Source organism: Streptomyces sp. NPDC040718 (genome assembly GCF_055593565.1).
On the sequence record NZ_JBVIXO010000002.1, the window covers coordinates 189,978 to 212,372 of the forward strand.

At 71.3% G+C, this 22,395-nt stretch carries 19 protein-coding genes and 1 pseudogene; 6 read left to right on the forward strand and 14 right to left on the reverse strand.

The window, feature by feature from the left end; all coding sequences use genetic code 11:
- Positions 1–58 precede the first annotated feature (58 nt).
- The 6 genes from fbaA to ACZ597_RS06175 all read right to left on the reverse strand — a co-directional run bounded on the left by fbaA (position 59) and on the right by ACZ597_RS06175 (position 5,905).
- Positions 59–1,081, reverse strand: coding sequence for a class II fructose-bisphosphate aldolase (fbaA, locus tag ACZ597_RS06150; RefSeq protein WP_388933322.1), 1,023 nt, complete (start codon positions 1,079–1,081; stop codon positions 59–61).
- A 301-nt stretch (positions 1,082–1,382) separates the two neighbouring features.
- The gene (gene pyrE, locus ACZ597_RS06155) at positions 1,383–1,922 is read right to left on the reverse strand and encodes an orotate phosphoribosyltransferase (RefSeq protein ID WP_267034081.1); all 540 of its coding nucleotides are present in this window, start codon (positions 1,920–1,922) and stop codon (positions 1,383–1,385) included.
- A gap of 21 nt (positions 1,923–1,943) precedes the next feature.
- Entirely contained in the window at positions 1,944–2,732 is a 789-nt protein-coding gene (locus ACZ597_RS06160) for an aldose epimerase family protein (RefSeq protein ID WP_471325629.1), read from the reverse strand.
- A gap of 19 nt (positions 2,733–2,751) precedes the next feature.
- Complete coding sequence (locus tag ACZ597_RS06165; protein ID WP_471325632.1) at positions 2,752–3,585, reverse strand: SRPBCC domain-containing protein; 834 nt, start codon at positions 3,583–3,585, stop codon at positions 2,752–2,754.
- A gap of 54 nt (positions 3,586–3,639) precedes the next feature.
- Entirely contained in the window at positions 3,640–5,280 is a 1,641-nt protein-coding gene (locus ACZ597_RS06170) for a polyamine aminopropyltransferase (RefSeq protein ID WP_471325635.1), read from the reverse strand.
- Positions 5,281–5,386: 106 nt separating this feature from the next.
- Positions 5,387–5,905, reverse strand: coding sequence for a DUF2617 family protein (locus tag ACZ597_RS06175; protein ID WP_042801168.1), 519 nt, complete (start codon positions 5,903–5,905; stop codon positions 5,387–5,389).
- Between the two features lie 724 nt (positions 5,906–6,629).
- Between ACZ597_RS06175 and ACZ597_RS06180 the strand changes: the two genes are divergently transcribed.
- Both ACZ597_RS06180 and ACZ597_RS06185 read left to right on the forward strand, forming a co-directional pair.
- Positions 6,630–7,817, forward strand: a complete 1,188-nt coding sequence (locus tag ACZ597_RS06180) for a pyridoxal phosphate-dependent aminotransferase (RefSeq protein ID WP_471325638.1) — start codon at positions 6,630–6,632, stop codon at positions 7,815–7,817.
- 8 nt (positions 7,818–7,825) lie between these two features.
- The gene (locus ACZ597_RS06185) at positions 7,826–8,974 is read left to right on the forward strand and encodes a glycosyltransferase family 39 protein (protein ID WP_471325641.1); all 1,149 of its coding nucleotides are present in this window, start codon (positions 7,826–7,828) and stop codon (positions 8,972–8,974) included.
- A gap of 15 nt (positions 8,975–8,989) precedes the next feature.
- On the opposite strand, the gene ACZ597_RS06190 is transcribed toward ACZ597_RS06185, so the two are convergent.
- Positions 8,990–9,529 (reverse strand): type III secretion system chaperone family protein, encoded by a 540-nt coding sequence (locus ACZ597_RS06190; protein WP_362458774.1) that lies wholly within the window; start codon positions 9,527–9,529, stop codon positions 8,990–8,992.
- Positions 9,530–9,638: 109 nt separating this feature from the next.
- Entirely contained in the window at positions 9,639–12,230 is a 2,592-nt protein-coding gene (gene clpB / locus ACZ597_RS06195) for an ATP-dependent chaperone ClpB (RefSeq protein WP_471325644.1), read from the reverse strand.
- 169 nt (positions 12,231–12,399) lie between these two features.
- On the opposite strand from clpB, the gene ACZ597_RS06200 reads away from it, so the two are divergent.
- Positions 12,400–12,804: a pyridoxamine 5'-phosphate oxidase family protein gene (locus tag ACZ597_RS06200; protein ID WP_471325647.1), complete on the forward strand. Its 405-nt coding sequence runs from the start codon at positions 12,400–12,402 to the stop codon at positions 12,802–12,804.
- A gap of 176 nt (positions 12,805–12,980) precedes the next feature.
- Here ACZ597_RS06200 and ACZ597_RS06205 read toward each other — a convergent pair whose 3' ends face one another.
- Together ACZ597_RS06205 and ACZ597_RS06210 are read right to left on the reverse strand one after the other, a co-directional pair.
- Positions 12,981–13,295, reverse strand: a complete 315-nt coding sequence (locus ACZ597_RS06205; RefSeq protein ID WP_030228709.1) for a Rieske (2Fe-2S) protein — start codon at positions 13,293–13,295, stop codon at positions 12,981–12,983.
- Positions 13,295–13,492: a hypothetical protein gene (locus tag ACZ597_RS06210; protein WP_471325650.1), complete on the reverse strand. Its 198-nt coding sequence runs from the start codon at positions 13,490–13,492 to the stop codon at positions 13,295–13,297. Before ACZ597_RS06210 ends, ACZ597_RS06205 begins: the two co-directional genes overlap by 1 nt.
- 85 nt (positions 13,493–13,577) lie before the next feature.
- On the opposite strand from ACZ597_RS06210, the gene ACZ597_RS06215 reads away from it, so the two are divergent.
- Positions 13,578–14,609, forward strand: coding sequence for a helix-turn-helix transcriptional regulator (locus ACZ597_RS06215; protein ID WP_471325653.1), 1,032 nt, complete (start codon positions 13,578–13,580; stop codon positions 14,607–14,609).
- 109 nt (positions 14,610–14,718) lie between these two features.
- On the opposite strand, the gene ACZ597_RS06220 is transcribed toward ACZ597_RS06215, so the two are convergent.
- Genes ACZ597_RS06220 through dnaK form a run of 4 tightly spaced genes read right to left on the reverse strand, consistent with a single transcriptional unit; the run spans position 14,719 to position 18,903 of the window.
- Positions 14,719–15,186 carry a heat shock protein transcriptional repressor HspR gene (locus ACZ597_RS06220; protein WP_471325656.1) on the reverse strand — a complete coding sequence of 156 codons (468 nt, stop codon included), beginning with the start codon at positions 15,184–15,186 and terminating at the stop codon, positions 14,719–14,721.
- Position 15,187: 1 nt separating this feature from the next.
- Positions 15,188–16,360: a molecular chaperone DnaJ gene (gene dnaJ / locus ACZ597_RS06225; protein ID WP_471325659.1), complete on the reverse strand. Its 1,173-nt coding sequence runs from the start codon at positions 16,358–16,360 to the stop codon at positions 15,188–15,190.
- A 39-nt stretch (positions 16,361–16,399) separates the two neighbouring features.
- Positions 16,400–17,059 carry a nucleotide exchange factor GrpE gene (grpE, locus tag ACZ597_RS06230; RefSeq protein WP_471325662.1) on the reverse strand — a complete coding sequence of 220 codons (660 nt, stop codon included), beginning with the start codon at positions 17,057–17,059 and terminating at the stop codon, positions 16,400–16,402.
- Positions 17,059–18,903, reverse strand: coding sequence for a molecular chaperone DnaK (gene dnaK, locus ACZ597_RS06235; protein WP_470969638.1), 1,845 nt, complete (start codon positions 18,901–18,903; stop codon positions 17,059–17,061). Before dnaK ends, grpE begins: the two co-directional genes overlap by 1 nt.
- A gap of 263 nt (positions 18,904–19,166) precedes the next feature.
- Between dnaK and ACZ597_RS06240 the strand changes: the two genes are divergently transcribed.
- Entirely contained in the window at positions 19,167–19,742 is a 576-nt protein-coding gene (locus tag ACZ597_RS06240) for a sugar transferase (RefSeq protein WP_471325665.1), read from the forward strand.
- A 110-nt stretch (positions 19,743–19,852) separates the two neighbouring features.
- Positions 19,853–22,111: pseudogene (locus ACZ597_RS06245) on the forward strand (heterodisulfide reductase-related iron-sulfur binding cluster); the annotation flags it as partial.
- Between the last annotated feature and the right edge of the window lie 284 nt (positions 22,112–22,395).

Consider the following 22,395-nt stretch of genomic DNA (forward strand, 5'->3'; position numbering starts at 1 on the left):
GACGGACCGGCGGACCCCCTTTCGCAGGTCCTCGCGGACCCTTCCGGGTCCTCGCCGCTTACTTCAGCTTGGTGCCCGTGGAGCGCAGGTCGGCACAGGCCTGGGTGACGCGCTTGGCCATGCTCGCCTCGGCCAGCTTGCCCCAGGTGCGCGGGTCGTAGGTGGACTTCTTGCCGACCTCTCCGTCGACCTTCAGGACACCGTCGTAGTTGCGGAACATGTGGTCCGCGACCGGGCGGGTGAAGGCGTACTGGGTGTCGGTGTCGAGGTTCATCTTCACGACGCCGTTCTCCAGCGCGGTGGCGATCTCCTCGGGCGTGGAGCCCGAACCGCCGTGGAAGACGAAGTCGAACGGCGAGGCCTTGCCGAACTTCTCGGCGACACCGGCCTGGAGGTCCTTGAGCAGCTCCGGACGCAGAACGACGTTGCCCGGCTTGTAGACGCCGTGCACGTTGCCGAAGGAGGCGGCCAGCAGGTAGCGGCCCTTCTCGCCCAGGCCCAGGGCCTCGGCGGTACGGATCGCGTCATCGACGGTGGTGTACAGCTCGTCGTTGATCTCGTGGCTGACGCCGTCCTCCTCGCCGCCGGTCGGGGTGATCTCGACTTCGAGGATGATCTTCGCGGCGGCGGCCTTGGCCAGCAGCTCCTGGCCGATGGCCAGGTTGTCGGCCAGGGTCTCGGCGGAGCCGTCCCACATGTGCGACTGGAAGAGGGGGTTCAGGCCGCGTGCGACGCGCTCGGCGGACACCTCCAGAAGCGGACGCACGTAGCCGTCCAGCTTGTCCTTGGGGCAGTGGTCCGTGTGCAGCGCGACCGTGACGTCGTACTTGGCGGCGACGACGTGCGCGAACTCGGCCAGGGCGACCGCACCGGTCACCATGTCCTTGCTGTACTGGCCGCCCAGGAACTCGGCACCACCGGTGGAGATCTGGATGATGCCGTCGCTCTCGGCCTCCGCGAAACCGCGCAGCGCGGCGTGCAGGGTCTGGGTCGAGGTGACGTTGATGGCCGGGTAGGCGAACTTGCCTGCCTTCGCCCGGTCGAGCATCTCGTTGTAGACCTCGGGGGTTGCGATGGGCATCTGTCCGCTCCTTGGATGTGCGGGGAGTGTGCTTATTGCGGGCCCTGACCTGGGGGCGACGTCGCCGTCGCGCCTATCTTTCCAGACTCGGCGCAACACTCCACCCCGCCTGTCACCCCCCGCTTACCGAAGCGGGCGGGGTGTTTCACGTGAAACACCCCGCCCGTTCGAAAAGCCGCAGGTCAGGACCGGAGCGACTCCCTCCGGGACCTTGGTCCCCAGTTCTCCCGCGCCCGGCCCGAACCCCGCCGCCACCCCTTCGCGACCACGATCCGAGACGACCGGAGCCCGCGGAGGGGGGTCAGGCGAGGCCCAGGTCCCCGAGCTGGTAGCCGGTGAGGTAGGGCAGGCCGGCCCCGGCGATCGCGTCGGCCGCGCCCCGGTCCACGATCGTGGCGACGGCGACGACCTCGCCGCCGGCCTCGCGGACGGCCTCGACGGCGGTCAGCGGGGAGCCGCCGGTGGTCGAGGTGTCCTCGACGACCAGGCAGCGCTTGCCCTTCACGTCGGTGCCCTCGATGCGGCGCTGCATGCCGTGGGCCTTCTGCGCCTTGCGGACGACGAAGGCGTCCAGGCGCTCGCCGCGCGCGGCGGAGGCGTGGAGCATCGAGGTGGCGACCGGGTCGGCGCCCAGGGTCAGGCCGCCGACGCAGTCGAACTCCAGGTCGGCGGTGAGGTCCAGCATGACCTGCCCGACCAGCGGGGCGGCCTCGCCGTCGAGGGTGATCCGGCGGAGGTCGATGTAGTAGTCGGCTTCCTTGCCGGAGGAGAGCGTCACCTTGCCGTGCACGACGGCCTTGTCCTTGATCTGCTGCAGAAGCGCATCGCGTACGTCAGTCATGGCGTCGAGCTTAGTTGGGGGTCAGCCCAGGCGCCGCCAGGTCCAGGTGGTGGAGATCTCCAGCGGGTCCACCGGCGTGACCAGGCGCGGGAGGGTGTTGAGGCCGTTCGGCGGGCCGGACTGGGGCTCGACGCAGACGGCCTCGGGCTGCTCGTCGTACACGACCACCCATTCGGCGGGGCTGGTGACCTTCAGCTCCAGCTGACCGGGCCAGGTGAGGGTGACGTCGACCCCGTAGGGCATGCCGAAGCAGTCGTCCCAGGGGCCGGGCTTCGGGTCGGTGCGGCGGCCGGTGGGGATGTGGTCCTCGTCGCGCTCCTCCTGCCAGGCCGGGTCGAAGCCGATCCGGGCCGGCTCCCCGCCCTCGGTCAGGACCCGGTTGAACCAGGGGTGCCAGCCCGCCTGCGCCGGGAAGGAGTCCTGGTACGTCTCCACGCCCAGGCGGATCGTGAGCGCGTCCTCGCCCAGCTCGAAGAGCTGTGTCACCCGGCCGGAGTAGGGCCAGGGGTCGACGAGGTCGTAGGTGAAGGCCGCGGTGGTGCCGGTGGCGGAGGCCGTCTTCCAGGGCGCGTCCCGGGCGAAGCCGTGGATGGCGTGCGGCGGGTGGTTGAGCGGCAGCTGGTGGACGGCGGCGCCGTCGTGGAACCGGCCGTTCGCCGTACGCCCGCACCACGGGACCATCGGGAAGGCCCCGAACTTCGGGCCCTGCCGCAGCAGCTCGATGCCGTCGACGCGCAGACCGCTGACCCGGCAGCCGTTTTCCTGATCGATGGTGAGTTCGGCGCCGCCGGCGCCCAGTCGCGTAGTCATACGGTGACCCTACGGCGCGTCAGCGACGGCGGCGCAACGCCCTTCCGACCACGACCGCCGAGGCGAGGGCCAGCGCCGCCGCCGGGGCGACCCAGCGCAGGCCGTTGCCGCCGCCCGCGGCGGAGGGCGCCGGAACCGGGGCGTAGCGGCCGCGCGGGGGCGCGTGGTCGACCTCCTCGGCGCTGCGGCCGATCATCGTGCGGCGGGCGTGGGCGGCCTCGGCCGGCGGGCGTCCCGGGCCGGCGGTGGCCTTGTCGGGCGCCTCCTCCTTCTCCGGCTCGGCGAAGGAGGCGAAGTCCGCGAACTCCCCTTCGAGCAAGGGGTCGAGGGACGGGGGCGGCACCTCGGTGTCGAACACGGAGGGCACGGCCCCGGCGGCGCCGGACCCGGACGCCTCGTCCCCGGCCACGGGCTCGTCCGCGGCGCCGGCCGCGCCGGCCAGGTTGGCGGCGAAGCGGTCGAGCAGCCGTCCGGCGGCGGTGGCGGTGGCCCGCGGGTCGAAGGCGGCGGCCCGGCCGTCGGCGGTGGCCCCGCCGCTGAACTCCAGCAGGGTCCCGCCGTCGTGCGGAACCAGCCGCAGCACGAGCGAGAGGGTGACGGTGCCGCTGCCCCGCACCTCGGTGCCCTCGCCCTCCGCGGCGAAGCGGTCCGGGTCCCGTTCGGCGAGGGCCAGGGAGCCCCGGTAGGTCACGGTGTGGCCGCCCACCCGTACCTTGAGCCGCCCGGCCAGCGGCCCGGAGGCCGTGTCGGCGTCCTGCTGGAGCCCGGGGACGCAGCGGGCCACCCGGGCGGGGTCGCGCAGCACGGCGCGGACGTCTTGTGCCGGTACCGGAACGAACACCTGATGCTCCATGCGGCCGAGCCTACCGACGGGACCCGCCGCTGCACACGGACACGACGCCACGGGTCACTGGTAACGCGGATGCGGCAGCGTGGACGGCGGGAGCCAGGCCGGCCGGGTCCGGGCGGCGTCCCGGGCCGCGTCCTGCAGCCCCCGGGTGGACACGGCCCGCAGGGCGGGGGTGTCGCGGTCCACACGCAGCTCGGGAACCCGGTCGCGGGCGGCGAGCACGAAGCCCCAGTCCTGCGGCGGCGCGTCGGCCGCGCCCTGCGTGCGGTCGGGCCCGGCGGCGAAGCCGGAGAGCCGGCCGCCCGTGCTGTACGGGGTGGTGAGCAGCCCGGCCGCGCGCAGCGTCGACTCGACGGTCCAGTACGTACGCGGCCTCGTGGTGAGGGGGCCGGCGTGCACCGCGATGCGCCCGCCCGGCTTGAGGGCCCGCGCGACGAGCCCGTAGAACTCCTGCGAGTACAGCTTCGTGCTCGGCGTGATGCCCGGGTCGGGCAGGTCGGAGACGATGACGTCGAAACGGTCCCGCGCGGCGGGCCCCCGCAGCCAGCGGAAGGCGTCCTCGGTGACGACGCCGAGGCGCGGGTCCGCGTACGCCCGGGCGTTGAGCGCGGAGAGCATCGGGTCGGTGCGGGCCAGGCGGACCACGCCGGGGTCGAGCTCGACGACGGTGACGGAGGCGACGTCGCGGTAGCGCAGCACCTCGCGGGCGGCGAGCCCGTCGCCGCCGCCGAGGACCAGGACGCGGGCGTGCGGGCCGGTCATCGCGGGGTGGACCAGGGCCTCGTGGTAGCGGTACTCGTCGTAGCCGCTGACCCGCAGCCGTCCGTCGAGGAAGAGGTCCAGGGAGCGCGGGGAGCCGGTGGACGGGCCGGTCAGCACCAGTTCCTGCACCCCGGTCTGCGCGGCGACCCGCACCTCGGCGCCGTAGACGGCGGTGCGCGCGGCCCGCTCGAAGTCGTCGACGAGGAGGGTGGCGGCGGCGAGCAGGGCGAGGACGGTCGCGTTGGCGGTGACCAGCAGCCAGCGGCAGCGTCTGCTGAGGTCGTGGCGGAACAGCCACAGCACGAGTCCGCCGCCGACGAAGGCGTTGACGGTGCCGGTGAGCATGGCGCCGGTGAGCTGGCCGAGCACGGGCAGCAGCAGGAAGGGGAAGGCGAGCCCGCCGGCCAGTGCGCCCACGTAGTCGGCGGCGAAGAGGTCGGCGACGGCGCCGCCGGCGTCCTGTCTGCGGATGCGCTGGATGAGGACCATCAGCAGCGGGATCTCCGCGCCGATGAGCACTCCGATGCCGAAGGAGAAGGCGACGAGGGCCGGCCGGGACTCCCCCAGCCAGGCGAAGCTCGCGTACAGGGCCATGGCGGAGAAGCCGCCGAGCAGGGCGAGCGCGGCCTCGATCGCACCGAAGCCGAGGGCGGGCCGGCGGCGCAGGCGTTTGGCGAGGAGGGAGCCGACGCCCATGGCGAAGACCATGACGGACAGGACGACCGACGCCTGCGTGACGGAGTCGCCGATGAGGTACGAGCCGAGGGCGAGCAGCTCCAGCTCGTAGACGAGCCCGCAGGCGGCGCAGACGAACACGGTGGCCAGCACGAGGAGTCGGCCGGTCCGGGGACGTACGGGCAGGGCGGCCTGGACGGTCTGCACGCCCCGCGGCTCCGCCGCCGGGAGCACCCCGCGGGGGGCGGAACGGTCGATCATGCAGCGAACCGTACGTCACCGCCCACCAACACCCTGTCACCCACATGGGTGCAAGTGACAGGCCGATCAGGCCAGTTGGCGTAATCCCGAAGGGTCGTGCCGGAGCCTAGACGGGGGCACCCATGCGCACGCCCACCCGGGTGCGGGTGGCCACCAGCTGGCCCTCCTGCGGGTACGCGTGCCAGGTGCGCCAGCGCACCTGTCCCTCGTGCCGCTGCGCGAGCATGGCGGTGAACGCGTGCGGGTCACCGGGGAAAGTGCCGGCTAGCCCGTTCGGGTGGTCCGCGACCAGCGCGAGCAGCTCCTGTGCCCGCCCCGCGAAGGACCCCCGGGAGAGGGTCTCGACCCGCGCGGCGAACTCGTACTCCCAGTCGCCCACCCGCTTCGCCACGCCGAGCGGCAGCGGCGTGCTGCTGCCGGGCATACAGGCGACCGTCTCCGAGCAGAGCACCTCGCCCTCCTCCAGGAGCACCTGATGAGAGGCCCCGAGCAGGCGCAACTCCACCTTCGCGTCCGCGAGCTGGAGGTTCAGTACGGCCAGGGCGGGCAGCCGGTCGCGTCCCAGGGCCCAGGCGAGATCGGCGGCACGCGTGTCGGTGTAGGTGGTCTGGAGGGTCGTGAGCATGAGTCGGCTCCGCAAACGCGCGAGGGAGATGGGCCGGGGCCCGCCAGCGGTAGTCAACGGGTGGGGGGACACCGGCACGGATCCACAGGAAGTCCCGGGAGGTCCGGGGACTGGTCTACTCAACCGAGGGAATCATGAAAGGCACGGCACTCACAGCGTTTTTACCCAACTTGACGGGGTTTACATCCCCCCGGGGGCTTCACGGTTCACGTGTTCAACACGACGCCGCCCGTACGCCGTAGTGCCGGCCCGAACAAGAAGACGCCCGAAGGAAGTTGTCCCCACCGGGCGTGTTGTCCACACGGGGTACGCCCGGCTTCCGCACGCGATGCGGATCGCGGCCCGCGGCGCACGTACCAGTGTCAGCTGGACCCGCAGCCTCCGCCACCGCAGGAGGACGAGGACCCGCACGACGAGGACGAACCGCAGGACGAGGACGAGCCGCAGGAGGACGAGGAGCCCCCGCCGCCGGCCCACCAGCTGGACCCGGAGCCGCCGGAACCTCCGGAACCGCTGCCGCCCGACCCGGACAGACGCGCCACCAGGACGACGACCCCCACCACGGCCGCCAAGACGAGAATCAGGACAAGGGTCATGGCCCCGCCCCCTTCCTCACACCCCGGTCACCCGGGTCGCGGCACCCCCGTGGCCCGCGTGCAGGAGGGATGCCCGCAGGCCAACGCCTCGAAAGCACACTTGAGCAACTCCAGAGGTTCCCCCGAGGATGGCGCTCATGAGCGCACCCGCGGGCAGCAGCAGCCGCCCCTTCCTCAACCGCAGCCTCGCCGCCTTCGGCACCACGATCTTCGCGGAGATGTCGGCACTGGCCGCCCGCACCGGGTCGATCAACCTGGGCCAGGGCTTCCCCGACACCGACGGCCCCGCCGAGATCGCGGAAGCCGCCGTACGCGCGATCCGCGACGGCCGCGGCAACCAGTACCCGCCCGGCCCCGGCATCCCCGAACTGCGCACCGCGATCGCCGCCCACCAGCAGCGCTTCTACGGCCTGGCCCACGACCCGGACACCGAGGTCCTCGTCACCGCCGGCGCCACCGAGGCCATCGCCGCCTCCCTCCTCGCCCTCCTCGAACCGGGCGACGAGGTCATCGCGCTGGAGCCGTTCTACGACTCCTACGCCGCCTGCATCGCCATGGCGGGCGCGGCCCGCGTCCCGCTCACCCTGCGCGCCCCGCACTTCCGCCCCGACCTGGACGCCCTGCGCGACGCGATCACCCCGCGCACCCGGCTGCTCCTGCTCAACACCCCGCACAACCCCACGGGCACCGTCCTGACCCGCGACGAGCTGGCCGCCGTCGCCGAACTCGCCGTCGAACGCGACCTCCTCGTCGTCACCGACGAGGTGTACGAGCACCTCGTCTTCGAGGGCTCGCACGTGCCGCTGGCCTCCCTGCCCGGCATGCGCGAACGCACCGTCACCATCTCCTCCGCCGGCAAGACCTTCTCCTTCACGGGCTGGAAGGTCGGCTGGATCACCGCCCCGCCCGCGCTGGTCTCGGCGGTCCGCTCGGCCAAACAGTTCCTGACGTACGTCTCCTCCGGCCCCTTCCAGTACGCCGTCGCCGAGGCCCTCGCCCTCCCCGACTCCTACTTCGAAGGCTTCCGCGCGGACCTCGCCGCCAAGCGCGACCTCCTCTCCGACGGGCTCGCCGCCGCCGGCTTCGAGGTCTTCCGCCCGCAGGGCACGTACTTCATCACCACCGACGTCTCGCCCCTGGGCGAGAAGGACGGCCTCGCCTTCTGCCGCGCCCTGCCCGAGCGGTGCGGGGTCGTCGCCATCCCGAACCAGGTCTTCTACGACGACAAGTCCGCCGGGGCCACCCAGGTCCGCTGGGCCTTCTGCAAGCAGACCGACGTGCTCCAGGAGGCCGTGGACCGCCTCCGCCGGCTCTGAGGCCCGGCATGGACGTGACGACGAGACGGATCCCGCCCGCCCCGGGACGGACCAGACGAAGACCGGGGACGGCCTGGTCGGCCGGGGTCGCGCTCGGGGTGTTCGCCGCCGTGCGCGGGGCCGGGGTGCTGGTCATCGCCCTCGGCGCCTGGTGGGCCGGCCGGAACCCGGTCAAGGTGCTCGGCGGCTCCTGGGACTCCTTCTGGTACCTCTCCATCGCCGCCAACGGCTACGGCCGCACCCACATGTGGCCCGCCTCCGATTCCATCCAGAGCGACTACGCCTTCTTCCCGCTGTACCCGCTGCTGGTGGACCTCACCGGCGGCGGCCCCGTCGCCGGGCTCGTGGTGTCCTGGACGGCCGCTGCCGCTGCCGCCGTCGGGGTGTACCGCATCGGGGAGCTGCTGCTCGGGGCCCGGGCCGGGGTGCTGCTCGTCGCGCTGTGGGCCTCGCTGCCGCACGCGGTGGTGCTGAGCCTCGCCTACACGGAGCCGCTGCTGTGCGCGCTGGCCGCCTGGTCGCTGTACGCGCTGCTGCGGGAGCGCTGGCTGTGGGCGGCCTCCCTGGCGGCGCTCGCCGGGCTGACCCGGCCGACCGGGATCGCCGTGGCCGCCGCCGTGACCGTGCTGGCCCTGCGGGAGCTGGTACGGGGCAACCGCGCGCCCGGGGTGTGGGCGGCCGGGCTGCTCGCGCCCGCGGGCTGGGCCTCGTACGTCGTGGCCGTGGGCGCGCACCGGCACGACCCCTTCGGCTACTTCACCGTGCAGCGGCAGTGGGGCTCGCGCTTCGACTTCGGCGGCGGGACCCTGGAGACGGCCTGGAAGGTCCTGTCCGGCGGGCCCGTGACCGTTCCGGTCGCGGTGACGCTGGCGGTGCTCGCCGCCGCCGGGCTGCTCGCCGTGCTGGCCGTACTGGACCGGACGCCGCTGCCGCTGCTCGTGTACGCGGGGACGCTGCTGGTGATCACCTTCGGCGGGGCGGGCTTCTTCGAGTCGAAGCCGCGCTTCCTGCTGCCCGCGTTCCCGCTGCTGCTGCCGGTGGCGGCCGCCATGGCGAGAGCCCGGCCGCGCACGGCGATCGCGGTGACCGCCGGCCTGGCCGGGCTCTCGTACGGCTACGGGGCGTACCTGCTCCTGATGGCGAAGGTGCCCCTGTAGGAGGAGGGGGGACGGCTACTCGCCGTCCTCCTCCTTCTTCTCGTCGCCCTCGGCGGAGTCGACGTCCTTCTCCAGGCCGAGCTGCTCCAGCAGCCACTTGTCGAACTCGATCGACGCGCGGACCCAGCTGACCGTGGAGGACACGAAGTGCTCCAGGCTGACGCCGGTGCCGATCAGCATCTGCGCCTCGCCGATCAGGCGGACGGAGCCGTCGTCGTGCGTGTGGCTGTAGACCTTCGGCCACAGGGTGCGGCGGTTCCAGTCGTCGATCGACTCCAGCAGCTGCGGCTTGTCGTCGATGGCGTGCGGACGGTCGTAGAAGGTCCGCACGGAGAAGACCTGCTGCTCGCCCTCGCCGCGGAACATGAAGTAGGTGCGGAAGTCCTCCCACGGCGCCGCGAGGTCGCCCTCGTCGTCGACGACGTACTTCAGCTCCATCTGCTCCAGGAGCTGCTTCACCAGGTCCTGGTCGGGGACGACGGGGCCCGCCGGTCCTTGGCCTTGCGGTTCGGGCTGACCCCCGAAGTTCGGAATCGAGGCCGGGTCGATGCTCACCGTGTACTTCCCTTCGTGCGGATACCGCCATCCTCCCCCATCGCGCCTACCCCGTGTCCAGCCCCGCACCCGCGATCCGCTCCGGGCGGACACGGGGGCCGTGCGGCCCTTACAGGGCCCGGCCGACCAGCAGGTCCTCGCCCGCCACGTCGACCCGTACGGTGTCGCCGTCGCGGACCTCGCCGGAGAGGATCTCCCTGGCCAGCCGGTCGCCGACGGCCGTCTGGATCAGGCGGCGCAGGGGGCGGGCGCCGTACGCCGGGTCGTTGCCCTTGTCCGCCAGCCAGGCCAGGGCCTCGGGAGTGACGTCCAGGGCGAGCCGGCGGTCGGCGAGGCGCTTGGCGAGCCGGGCGATCTGGAGCTCGGCGATGTGCGCCAGCTCGTCGCGGGTCAGCGCGGAGAAGACCACGATGTCGTCGAGGCGGTTGAGGAACTCCGGCTTGAAGCTCGCCCGGACCACCTCCAGGACCTGCGTCTTCTTCTGCTCGGCCGGTGTGGCGGGGTCCACCAGGAACTGGCTGCCCAGGTTCGAGGTGAGGATCAGGATGGTGTTGCGGAAATCCACCGTCCGGCCCTGGCCGTCGGTGAGCCGGCCGTCGTCGAGGACCTGGAGCAGGATGTCGAAGACCTCGGGGTGGGCCTTCTCGACCTCGTCCAGCAGCACCACGCTGTACGGGCGGCGGCGGACGGCCTCGGTGAGCTGGCCGCCCTCCTCGTAGCCGACGTACCCGGGCGGGGCGCCGACGAGCCGGGCCACGCTGTGCTTCTCGGAGTACTCGGACATGTCGATGCGGACCATGGCCCGCTCGTCGTCGAAGAGGAAGTCCGCGAGGGCCTTGGCCAGCTCCGTCTTGCCCACGCCCGTCGGGCCCAGGAAGAGGAAGGAGCCGGTCGGCCGGTCCGGGTCGGCGATGCCGGCGCGGGTGCGGCGCACGGCGTCCGCGACGGCCCGTACGGCCTCGCTCTGGCCGATCAGGCGGCGGCCCAGCTCGTCCTCCATGCGCAGGAGCTTCTGGGTCTCCCCCTCCAGGAGCCGGCCGGCCGGGATCCCGGTCCAGGCGCCGACCACGTCGGCGATGTCGTCGGGGCCGACCTCGTCCTTGACCATGGAGTTCTTCGAGGTCCCGGCCGCGGCCTCCTCCTCGGTGGCCTCCGCCAGCTCGCGCTCCAGCTGCGGGATCTCCCCGTAGAGCAGCTTGGAGGCGGTGTCGAAGTCGCCGTCGCGCTGGGCGCGCTCGGCCTGGCCGCGCAGGTCGTCCAGGCGCTCCTTGAGCTCGCCGACGCGGTTGAGGGACTGCTTCTCCTTCTCCCAGCGGGCGGTGAGGCCGCGCAGCTCCTCCTCCTTGTCCGCGAGGTCCTTGCGGATCTTGTCGAGGCGCTCGATCGAGGCCGGGTCGGACTCGTTCTTCAGCGCCAGCTCCTCCATCCGCATCCGGTCGACGGAGCGCTGGAGCTCGTCGATCTCCACGGGCGAGGAATCGATCTCCATACGGAGCCGGGAGGCCGCCTCGTCGACGAGGTCGATGGCCTTGTCGGGCAGGAAGCGGGAGGTGATGTAGCGGTCGGAGAGGGTGGCGGCGGCCACCAGGGCGCTGTCGTTGATGACGACCTTGTGGTGGGCCTCGTAGCGGCCCTTGAGCCCGCGCAGGATCGCGATGGTGTCCTCGACGGTGGGCTCGGCGACCAGCACCTGCTGGAAGCGGCGCTCCAGTGCCGGGTCCTTCTCGATGCGCTCGCGGTACTCGTCCAGGGTGGTCGCGCCGACCATGCGCAGCTCGCCGCGGGCCAGCATGGGCTTGAGCATGTTGCCCGCGTCCATGGCGGAGTCCCCGCCGGCCCCGGCGCCGACGACGGTGTGCAGCTCGTCGATGAAGGTGATGATCTGGCCCTCGCTCGACTTGATCTCGGCGAGGACGGTCTTGAGGCGCTCCTCGAACTCGCCGCGGTACTTGGCGCCGGCCACCATCGCGCCGAGGTCGAGGGAGACGAGCCGCTTGCCCTTGAGGGACTCGGGGACGTCGCCCTTGACGATGCGCTGGGCCAGGCCCTCGACCACGGCGGTCTTGCCCACTCCGGGCTCGCCGATCAGCACCGGGTTGTTCTTGGTGCGGCGGGAGAGGACCTGGACGACGCGCCGGATCTCGTGGTCGCGGCCGATGACGGGGTCGAGCTTGCCGTCGCGTGCGGCGGCGGTGAAGTCGGTGCCGAACTTCTCCAGGGCCTTGTACTGGCCCTCGGGGTCGGGGGTGGTCACCCGCCGTGCTCCTCGTGCGTTCTGGAAGGCGTCCAGCAGCTTCTTCGCCGTGGCGCCCTGGGCGGAAAGGACCTCACCGGCCGGGCCGCCCTTGGCGGCGACGGCGATGAGGAGGTGTTCGGTCGAGAGGTACTCGTCGCCGAGGCGGCCGGCCTGGGAGTCGGCCTCGGCCAGCACGGCGAGCAGGTCCCGGCTGGGCTGCGGGGGCGCGACGGTGGAGCCGGTGACGCTGGGCAGGGCGGCGAGCAGCCGCTCCGCCCCGGCGCGGACGGCGGCCTGGTCGGCGTCGGTGGCGACCAGCAGGTCGATGACGTTCTCGTTGTCCTCGCCGGCGAGCAGCGCCAGCAGGAGGTGCGCGGGGGTCAGGTCGGCGTGGCCGTCCTTGACGGCCCTGCTCGTGGCCGCGTTCAGGGCGTCGCGGCTCTTGTTGGTCAGCTCGGCGTCCACTCTCGGTTTCTCCTCTCCTGCGGGCGTACGTGACTCGTCGCACCCGGCTGGCCGCGTGCGCACTCTGACAGATTCAGCATCTGCAAAGTTGAGTCTATTCCACTCAAGGCTCCTTTCGGGGCCATTCTCCCGCCGGATCCGGCGGGTACGCGGGCGTACGCTTCGGCCCATGTCCCATGACGTACTCAACCCGACGCCCGAGTACCTCGCCTTCTGGCGGGAGCGGCACGTCTGCACCCTGACCACCCCCCGCCCGGACGGCACGCCCCACGTGGTGCCGGTGGGAGTGACGTACGACCCGGAGGCCGGGCTGGCGCGGGTGATCAGCAACAAGCACAGCAAGAAGGTCCGCAACGTCCTGGCGGCGGCCGGCGGCGGCGCGCGGGTGGCGGTCTGCCAGATGGAGGGCAGGCGCTGGGCCACCCTGGAGGGGCGCGCGGTGATCCGTACGGACGAGGCGTCGGTCGCCGAGGCCGTGGCGCGCTACGCGGAGCGGTACGGGCGGATGCCCTCGCCCAACCCGGACCGGGTGGTCCTGGAGATCACCCTCGACCGGGCCATGGGCCGGGCCTGAGCGTCCAAGGGGAGGCCCCGGAGGGTCCTCCGGGCGCTCCCGCCTGGCCCGGGGGCGATTGTCCGGTTCGGCCACTGGACGCGGACATCACAACGGCGCCATCGTGGTCAGGTCCACGATGGCGCCGTTGTGTGGGGGTAGCACCTGGAGCGATCTGCAACGACGGGGGAATCGCCTCAGGCACTGCGGGGGGTGGCGGTGGTGATATCGGGCTCGAAGAGCTGGTGGTCACGCTGGTCGAGGTTGACGAAGACCATTCCGTACCGCACTTCGCAGCGGACGGGCTGCGGTGCGCCCCGGGGGCGGCGCAGACAGCGGTAGGCGCGGACGTCCTCGTCCTCCTCGCGCACGACGACGATCGGCTGGCCGAAAAGAGTGACCATCAACGAATCGCCGGCGTAGGGGATCGCCGTGGCGAGGTCTATGAACTGCCATCCGGAGCGGTACGCGGATGCCATTTCGCGGCGGAAGTCGCGGTCGTCCGGGGTCATCAGGAGGCCTTCGCAGGGATGCTGTTCCAGCCGAAATCGCTCTCTACCGCCGTCCCGGCCGACGGACCGGCGGCAGCCTGAGCGCTCCCCGCGTCCCCGTCGACGGCGACGACTGCCCCAAAGACCGCAACGGCGGAGAAAACAACGGCAAGCGCCGAGCGAAGCATTCTCTTATACATGGTCGGCTTCGTCCTCACTTGATGGAATCCTCTCCCCCGCACTGACAGACGATGGCTCATTCAGGCACGTCAGTGCCACAGGGACGATGCATCATGTTCTTACATGTTCAGGACCCTGGGGGGTGGAGATTTGCCCAAAAGTGACATAAACCCGACACATCGCCACCCCGTCACAGAGATGTGCGCCGAGGGGGCGCGACTCTACGCGGCCGCCCTGAGCACCGGCCGCGTCGCCCGCGGCGAGGTCGCGAACGCCCCCTGCCTGCTCGAATTCGCGCTACTGCGACCCGACCCGGACGACGCGAACCAGCTGCGCGCGGTTCCCCCGTCCATCGCACTGGCCCAGCGGCTCCATCCGATCGAACGCGAGATCCAGGAACGCAGGCGCACCGCCGTAGATCTCACCGACGCATTCGAGCCGTTCCTCACCATCAGCGCCCAGAGCCCCGCCAACACCCACGCCATCACGGTGCTGGAGGGATTCGACCAGATCAACGCCGCCATCGACCTGGCCACCGCGGAGTGCCACACCGAGGCCCTGACCGTCCAGCCGGGTGGCGCCCGGCCGACCTCCGTGCTCAGCGAGTCCCTGGAGCGGGCCACGCCGATGATCGACCGCGGGGTGAGCATCCGCACGCTCTACCAGCACACGGTGCGGCACAGCCAGGGCACGCTCGCCTACGTGGACCGGATCTCCGCCGGAAAGGTCGAGATCCGCACGCTGGAGGAGCTGATAGAGCGTCTCATGATCTTCGACCGCACGGTGGCCATCATCCCCGCCAGCGACGACCGGCGGGTGGCCCTGGAGCTGCGGCACCCGGGCCTGGTGGACTACCTCATCAAGGTCTTCGAGCAACTCTGGCGCAGAGCCGTGCCGTTGGGTGACGAGGTCACTTACACGCACAACCCGGATGGTATCTCGGGAGTGCAGCGTTCCATCGCGCAGCTGCTGATCGAGGGCCACGTGGACGAGGCGATCGCCCGCCGGCTGGGAATGAACGTGCGCACCTGCCGCGCGCACATCGCGAAGCTGGCCGCCGCCCTGGGCAGCGGCAGCAGGGCCCAACTGGGCTACCTCATCGCCCAGTCCGGGATCCTGCACGGACCGAACCCGGCACAGCTCCCCGAGGGCTGACAGGAGCCCGCAGGCGGCCGTCAGGGGCCCCCGGACGCACGGAAGGCCCCGTTCGACCCCTTCCCGTGTGGGAGGGGCCCGACGGGGCCTTCACGGCGCGGTCGGCGGGTCAGTCGCCCGGACGCTTGGTGGGGCGCCAGACGACCAGCGCGTTGCCCGGCATCGGCGGCTGGTACGGGACCAGGTCGCGGCGGTACGAGGCGTGCACCTGGGCCTCGCGGGCCTGGAGGGCGGCGGCCGCCCCGTCCACGGCTGCGGACAGCTCGGCCACGCGCTGCTGGAGCGCGGCCACCTGGTTCTCCAGTTCGATGATCCGCTTGATCCCGGCCAGGTTGATGCCCTCGTCCTGGGACAGCTGCTGCACCGTGCGGAGCAGTTCGATGTCCCTGGCCGAATACCGCCGGCCGCGGCCGGCCGTACGGTCCGGGGAGACCAGGCCGAGCCGGTCGTACTGGCGCAGGGTCTGCGGATGCAGGCCCGAGAGCTGGGCGGCCACCGAGATCACGTAGACCGGGGTCTCGTCGGTGAGCTGGTAAGCCCCCTCGCCGAAGCGGGGCTGTCGTCGGCGGCCGTCCATGTCATGCTCCCTTCGCGGACTCGAACAGGAGGGCGCGCGGGTCCTCGGACCCGGTCGCGTCCCGGTACGTCTCCAGGGCCTCGCGGGCCTTGTCGGACAGCTCCGCCGGAACCGCGACCTCGACCGTGACGAGCAGGTCGCCGCGGGTGCCGTCCTTGCGGACCGCGCCCTTGCCGCGGGCCCGCATGGTGCGGCCGCCGGGGGTGCCCGGGGGGAGCTTCAGGGTGACCGGGGGGCCGCCCAGCGTCGGCACCTTGATGTCGGCGCCCAGGACGGCCTCGGCGAAGGTCACCGGGACCGTCACCGTGAGGTTGTCGCCCTTGCGGCCGAACACCGGGTGGGTGCCGACGTGCACCACCACGTACAGGTCGCCCGCCGGGCCGCCGCGCTCGCCCGGAGCGCCCTTGCCGCGCAGCCGGATCCGCTGGCCGTCGGAGACGCCGGCCGGGATCCGGACCTGCATGGTGCGGGAGGACTTGGCGCGCCCGCTGCCCTTGCAGACCTCGCAGGGGTTCTCCGCGATCAGGCCGCGGCCCTTGCAGTCCGCGCAGGGGTCGGTCAGCGAGAAGCCGCCGCCGCTGCCCCGGGAGACCTGGCCGGTGCCGACGCAGGTCGGGCACACCCTGGGGGTGCCGTTCGTGTCGCCGGTGCCCGAACAGGCCTTGCAGGGAGCCTGCGAGGACATCCGCAGCGGCACGGTCGCGCCGTCCACGGCCTCCGTGAAGGAGAGGGTGACCTCCGACTCCACGTCCTGGCCGCGGCGCGGCTGGGTGCGGGTGCCCGCACCGGCGCCCGCGCCGCGGTTGAACAGACCGCCGAAGACGTCGCCCAGGCCGCCGCCGAAGCCGCCCTGGCCGGCCTGCTGCGTACCGCCGAACAGGTCGCCCAGGTCGAAGTTGAACGAGCCGCCGCCCGGGCCGGGGCGGAAGCCGCCGTTCCCGAACAGCGCGCGGGCCTCGTCGTACTCCTTGCGCTTCTTGGCGTCGCCGAGGACGTCGTTCGCCTCGGAGATCTCCTTGAAGCGCTCCTCGGCCGAGGCGTCGCCCTTGTTGGCGTCCGGGTGGAACTCGCGGGCGAGCTTCCGGTACGCCTTCTTGATCTCGGCCTCGGTGGCGTCCTTCGGGACACCGAGGACCTTGTAGTAGTCCTTCTCGACGAAGTCCTTCGTGCTCATCCCCGGTGTCCCTCCTCTCGGATCCCTACATGGTGTGCGTCAGCCCTTGTCGGGGGCATCCGTGTCCTTGTCGGACGGCGTGTCGCCGTCACCGGACTCGGACTTCGCGGCGGGTGCCGCGCCCGGCTGGGGCTCGGCCACCGCGACCCGCGCGGGGCGGATCGTGCGCTCGCCGATGCGGTACCCCGGCTGCAGGATCGCCACGCACGTCGTCTCGGTGACGTCCGGCGCGTACGAGTGCATCAGGGCCTCGTGGATCGTCGGGTCGAAGGGCTCGCCCTCCTTGCCGAACTGCTGCAGCCCCATCTTGGCGGCGGCGGTCTCCAGCGACTCGGCCACCGACTTGAAGCCGCCGACCAGCTCGCCGTGCTCCCGCGCGCGGCCGATGTCGTCCAGGGTCGGGAGGAGCTCCGTCAGCAGGCTCGCGACCGCGATCTCCTTGACGGCGACCCGGTCCCGCTCCACGCGGCGACGGTAGTTCTGGTACTCGGCCTGGAGCCGCTGGAGGTCCGCGGTGCGCTCGCCGAGCGCGGTACGGGCCTGGTCCAGCTGCGCCAGGAGCGCGACGTCCTGAGCCTTGTCCCCGGCCGGGGCCGCCTCGTCCTCCTCCTTGGAGGAGTCGGCGGCCTTCGGCTCCGCGTCGTCGGCGCCGGTGGGGACTTCAGGCTTCTCGTCGAAACCCGGGGTCTCCTCCGACATCAGGCAGCGCCGCCCTTCGGCTTCTCGTCGTCGACGATCTCGGCGTCGACGACGTCGTCGTCGGCCTTGGCCTGGCCCGCGTCACCCGCGCCGCCGGCGGCCTGGGCGGCCTGGGCGTCGGCGTAGATGGCCTGGCCGAGCTTCTGGCTGACCGCGGCGAGCTTCTCGGTCGCGGTGCGGATCTCGGCGGTGTCCTCGCCCTTGAGCTTGTCCTTCAGCTCGGTGACGGCCGTCTCGACCTCGGTCTTGACCTCGGCCGGGACCTTCTCCGCGTTGTCCGCGAGGAACTTCTCCGTCTGGTAGACGAGCTGCTCGCCCTGGTTGCGGGACTCGGCGGCCTCCTTGCGGCGCAGGTCCTCGTCCGCGTACTGCTCGGCCTCCTGGCGCATGCGGTCGACCTCGTCCTTGCCGAGCGAGGAGCCGCCGGTGACGGTCATCTTCTGCTCCTTGCCCGTGCCAAGGTCCTTGGCCGTGACGTGCATGATGCCGTTCGCGTCGATGTCGAAGGAGACCTCGATCTGCGGGACGCCGCGCGGGGCCGGCGGCAGGCCCGTCAGCTCGAACATGCCGAGCTTCTTGTTGTACGCCGCGATCTCGCGCTCGCCCTGGTAGACCTGGATCTGCACGGACGGCTGGTTGTCCTCGGCCGTCGTGAAGATCTCCGACCGCTTGGTCGGGATGGTCGTGTTGCGCTCGATGAGCTTGGTCATGATGCCGCCCTTGGTCTCGATGCCGAGGGACAGCGGGGTCACGTCGAGGAGCAGGACGTCCTTGACCTCACCCTTGAGGACACCGGCCTGGAGGGTGGCGCCGATGGCGACGACCTCGTCCGGGTTGACGCCCTTGTTGGCGTCCTGACCGCCGGTGAGCTCCTTGACGAGCTCGGCGACGGCCGGCATGCGGGTGGAGCCGCCGACCAGGACCACGTGGTCGATCTCGGACAGCGCGATGCCGGCGTCCTTGATGACGTTGTGGAACGGGGTCTTGCAGCGGTCGAGCAGGTCCGCGGTCAGCTGCTGGAACTGGGCGCGGGTGAGCTTCTCGTCCAGGTGCAGCGGGCCCTCGGCGGAGGCCGTGATGTACGGCAGGTTGATCGAGGTCTCCGTGGAGGAGGACAGCTCGATCTTCGCCTTCTCGGCGGCCTCGCGCAGGCGCTGGAGCGCCATCTTGTCCTTGGACAGGTCGACGCCGTGGCCGTTGGCGAACTGCTTCACCAGGTAGTCGACGACGCGCTGGTCCCAGTCGTCGCCACCGAGGTGGTTGTCACCGTTGGTGGCCTTCACCTCGACGACACCGTCGCCGATCTCCAGGAGCGACACGTCGAAGGTGCCGCCACCGAGGTCGAAGACGAGAATGGTCTGGTCGTCCTTGTCGAGGCCGTACGCCAGGGCGGCGGCGGTCGGCTCGTTGACGATGCGCAGGACGTTCAGGCCCGCGATCTCGCCGGCCTCCTTCGTCGCCTGGCGCTCGGAGTCGTTGAAGTAGGCGGGAACGGTGATGACCGCGTCCGTGACCTTCTCACCCAGGTACGCCTCGGCGTCGCGCTTCAGCTTCTGCAGGATGAAGGCGCTCATCTGCTGCGGGTTGAAGTCCTTGCCATCCAGGTTGATCTTCCAGTCAGTGCCCATGTGGCGCTTGACGGAGCGGATGGTCCGGTCAACGTTCGTGACCGCCTGGCGCTTGGCCACCTCGCCGACGAGGACCTCGCCGTTCTTGGCGAAGGCGACGACGGACGGCGTGGTCCTGGCACCCTCGGCGTTGGTGATGACGGTGGGCTCGCCGCCTTCGAGAACGCTGACGACGGAGTTAGTGGTGCCCAGGTCGATGCCGACCGCACGTGCCATTTCGATTCCTCCAGCTGACTTGAGTGGAACAGACTCAAGAGTGCCGTAACGCCGCGTCGGCGTCAACAGAGGTGAGCCTTGGGGGCTCAACCTTTAGGCTGCGCTTACGCTCAGGGCCGGTACGGGATCCGGCCCGCCGGCGATCGAGGCGCGGGCTCCGGGGCGGAGTCCCGGCGGACGGCCCGCAGCCGAACGGGTTCCGGGCGCGGGGCGCGACCGCGCGGCGCACCGGGGGCCGGGCGGGCGTCCGGCAGCGTGCTGGCATGCCTCTGCCGCACCCCCTCACCGCCCGGCCAGGGCTCCGGCTCCGGACGCGGATCCCGACCCGGACGCCGGTGCGATGGCCGGCCGGGCCACCGGCGAAGCGGGTCTTCGACCTCGTCGGCGCGGCGGTCCTGCTGCCGCTGTGCGCCGTCCCGGCCCTGGCGGCGGCCGCCCTGCTGTACGCGGTGACCCGCGCGGGCGTCCTCGTACGCGACCCCGCGCTCGGGCTCGGCGGGCGCCCCTTCCGCGCCTGGCGGCTGCGCACCGAGGGGGCGGGGCGGGCGGGCGAGCTGGTGCGCCGGTGCGCCCTGGAGGGGCTGCCGCGGCTGCTCAACGTGGCCCGCGGCGAGATGTCGCTGGTCGGGCCGCGCCCCGAGGCCCGTACCGACCACCCGGAACGGCTGCTCGTACGTCCCGGAATGACCGGATTGTGGCAGGTCAGCGCACGTTCCGACCTCCCCTGGGAGGAGATGGCCCTGCTGGACCGGCACTATGTGGAGAGCCATTGGCTGGGGATGGATCTCGCGATCCTCGCGCAGACCCCTCGGGCGGCCTACCGACAGAGGCATGCCTGAGCGACACAGATCACCGCACGCTCACCTACAGTGCGGCGCTGGAACTGGGTAACCTCAAGCCTTGACTCAATAAGTTACCGCTTAGTAAGTCCCGCCCGAGGAGCCCTCCCATGCAACTCGCCGCGATCATCGTGTCGCTGGTCCTGACCGTGGTCGGCGTCGCGCTGATCGCCCGAGCCGTGGCGCAGATCTACCGGTTCGTGAAGCTCGGCCAACCCGTACCGGCGGGCAGCCGCACAGACCGCCCGAAGGACCGAACGATCACCCTGGTCAGGGAGTTCCTCGGCCACACCCGGATGAACCGGTGGGGCATCGTCGGCTTCGCGCACTGGTTCGTCGCGATCGGCTTCCTGACGCTGCCGCCCACCCTGGTGCAGGCCTTCGGCCAGCTCTTCCAGGCGGACTGGCTGCTGCCGATCGTCGGCGACTTCCTGCCGTTCGAGCTCTACACCGAGTTCATCGGCGTGATGACGGTCGTCGGCATCGTCGTCCTGATGGCGATCCGCCTGCTCAACCTTCCCTCGCGGGCCGGCCGCAAGTCGCGCTTCGCCGGCTCGAAGGCCTGGCAGGCGTACTTCGTCGAGTACGTCATCCTCACCATCGGCCTCGCGATCCTGGCCCTGCGCGGCCTCGAGGGCGCGATCCACGGCGTCGAGTCGTACGAGCCGGCGTACTTCGCCTCGTACCCGCTGGTGCTGGCCTTCAAGGGGCTCTCGTTCAGCGGCATCCAGAACGCCATCTACTTCACCGCGATGGTGAAGATCAGCGTCTCCTTCATCTGGATGATCACGGTCTCGCTCAACACCAACATGGGTGTGGCCTGGCACCGCTTCCTCGGCTTCCCGAACATCTGGTTCAAGCGCAACGCCGACGGTTCGACGGCGCTCGGCGCCCTCCAGCCGATGACGAGCGGCGGCAAGGAGATCGACTTCGAGGAGCCGGGCGAGGACGACGTCTTCGGCGTCTCCCAGGTCGAGCAGTTCTCCTGGAAGGGCATCCTCGACTTCTCCACCTGCACCGAGTGCGGCCGCTGCCAGTCGCAGTGCCCCGCCTGGAACACCGGCAAGCCGCTGTCCCCGAAGCTCCTGATCATGTCGCTGCGCGACCACGCGCACGCGAAGGCCCCGTACCTGCTCGCGGGCGGCGGCAAGACGATGGAGGGCGAGGAGAAGGCGACCGCCGAGCAGCTCAAGGACGTCCCGGCGGCCGCCCTGGCGGAGGCCGAGCGCCCGCTGATCGGCACCGCCGAGGAGAACGGCGTCATCGACCCGGACGTGCTGTGGTCCTGCACGACCTGTGGTGCGTGCGTGGAGCAGTGCCCGGTCGACATCGAGCACATCGACCACATCGTCGACATGCGCCGCTACCAGGTGATGATCGAGAGCGCGTTCCCGTCGGAGGCGGGCACGATGCTCAAGAACCTGGAGAAGAAGGGCAACCCCTGGGGTCTGGCCAAGAAGCAGCGCGTGGAGTGGACGAAGGAGGTCGACTTCGAGGTCCCGATCATCGGGAAGGACGCGGAGGACCTCTCGGAGTTCGACTACCTGTACTGGGTCGGCTGCGCGGGCGCCCTGGAGGACCGGGCGAAGAAGACCACGAAGGCCTTCGCGGAGCTGCTGAACATCGCGGGCGTCAAGTTCGCGATCATGGGCGGCGACGAGAAGTGCACCGGTGACTCGCCGCGCCGCCTGGGCAACGAGCCGCTGTTCCAGCAGCTGGGCCAGGAGAACGTGGCCATGCTGAACATGGCGTTCGGCGAGGACGACGACGACCCGGCGACGAAGAAGCCGAAGTCGGCGAAGCGGATCGTCTCCACCTGCCCGCACTGCTTCAACACCATCGCCAACGAGTACCCGCAGCTGGGCGGCGAGTACGAGGTCATCCACCACACGCAGCTGCTCCAGCACCTGATCGACGAGGGCCGGCTGACGCCGGTGACGCCGGTCGACGGTCTGATCACGTACCACGACCCCTGCTACCTGGGCCGGCACAACAAGGTCTACACGCCGCCGCGCGAGATCATGTCCGCCGTGCCGGGGCTGCGGCAGCAGGAGATGCACCGCCACAAGGAGCGGGGCTTCTGCTGTGGCGCCGGTGGCGCGCGGATGTGGATGGAGGAGCGGATCGGCAAGCGCATCAACAACGAGCGCGTCGACGAGGCCCTCTCGCTGAACCCGGACATCGTGTCGACGGCCTGCCCGTTCTGCCTGGTGATGCTGACCGACTCGGTGAACGGCAAGAAGAACGACGGCCAGGCGAAGGAGTCCGTCCAGGTCGTGGACGTGGCGCAGCTGCTGCTGGAGTCGGTGAAGGCCCCGGAGCCGACGGAGGAGGAACTGGCGGCGCTGACGGCGGAGGCCGAGGCCGCTGCCGCCGCGGAGGCCGAGGCGAAGGCGGCTGCGGAAGCCGAGGCGAAGGCCAAGGCCAAGGCGGAGGCCGAAGCCAAGGCCAAGGCAGAGGCCGAAGCCAAGGCCAAGGCAGAGGCCGAAGCCAAGGCCGAGGCGGCTGCCGCCGCGGAGGCGAAGGCCAAGGAAGAGGCGGAGGCCAAGGCGGCCGCTGAGGCCGAGGCCGAGGAAGAGGCGAAGCCGGAGGCCGAGGCCAAGGAAGAGGCGGAGGCCGAGGCTCCGGCCGAGGACGAGGCCAAGGCGGTTGC

Bases quoted from the DNA above. Each gene is read 5' to 3' on its own strand.
- ACZ597_RS06165 (WP_471325632.1), bottom strand. From the start codon at position 3,585: ATGGAGCATCAGGTGTTCGTTCCGGTACCGGCACAAGACGTCCGCGCC.
- ACZ597_RS06175 (WP_042801168.1), bottom strand. From the start codon at position 5,905: ATGCTCACGACCCTCCAGACCACCTACACCGACACGCGTGCCGCCGAT.
- ACZ597_RS06200 (WP_471325647.1), top strand. From the start codon at position 12,400: ATGTCCCATGACGTACTCAACCCGACGCCCGAGTACCTCGCCTTCTGG.
- dnaK (WP_470969638.1), bottom strand. From the start codon at position 18,903: ATGGCACGTGCGGTCGGCATCGACCTGGGCACCACTAACTCCGTCGTC.
- grpE (WP_471325662.1), bottom strand. From the start codon at position 17,059: ATGTCGGAGGAGACCCCGGGTTTCGACGAGAAGCCTGAAGTCCCCACC.
- ACZ597_RS06160 (WP_471325629.1), bottom strand. From the start codon at position 2,732: ATGACTACGCGACTGGGCGCCGGCGGCGCCGAACTCACCATCGATCAG.
- fbaA (WP_388933322.1), bottom strand. From the start codon at position 1,081: ATGCCCATCGCAACCCCCGAGGTCTACAACGAGATGCTCGACCGGGCG.
- ACZ597_RS06220 (WP_471325656.1), bottom strand. From the start codon at position 15,186: ATGGACGGCCGCCGACGACAGCCCCGCTTCGGCGAGGGGGCTTACCAG.
- ACZ597_RS06170 (WP_471325635.1), bottom strand. From the start codon at position 5,280: ATGATCGACCGTTCCGCCCCCCGCGGGGTGCTCCCGGCGGCGGAGCCG.
- ACZ597_RS06205 (WP_030228709.1), bottom strand. From the start codon at position 13,295: ATGACCCCGGACGACCGCGACTTCCGCCGCGAAATGGCATCCGCGTAC.
- ACZ597_RS06240 (WP_471325665.1), top strand. From the start codon at position 19,167: ATGCCTCTGCCGCACCCCCTCACCGCCCGGCCAGGGCTCCGGCTCCGG.
- ACZ597_RS06180 (WP_471325638.1), top strand. From the start codon at position 6,630: ATGGCGCTCATGAGCGCACCCGCGGGCAGCAGCAGCCGCCCCTTCCTC.
- dnaJ (WP_471325659.1), bottom strand. From the start codon at position 16,360: ATGAGCACGAAGGACTTCGTCGAGAAGGACTACTACAAGGTCCTCGGT.
- pyrE (WP_267034081.1), bottom strand. From the start codon at position 1,922: ATGACTGACGTACGCGATGCGCTTCTGCAGCAGATCAAGGACAAGGCC.
- ACZ597_RS06185 (WP_471325641.1), top strand. From the start codon at position 7,826: ATGGACGTGACGACGAGACGGATCCCGCCCGCCCCGGGACGGACCAGA.
- ACZ597_RS06215 (WP_471325653.1), top strand. From the start codon at position 13,578: ATGTTCAGGACCCTGGGGGGTGGAGATTTGCCCAAAAGTGACATAAAC.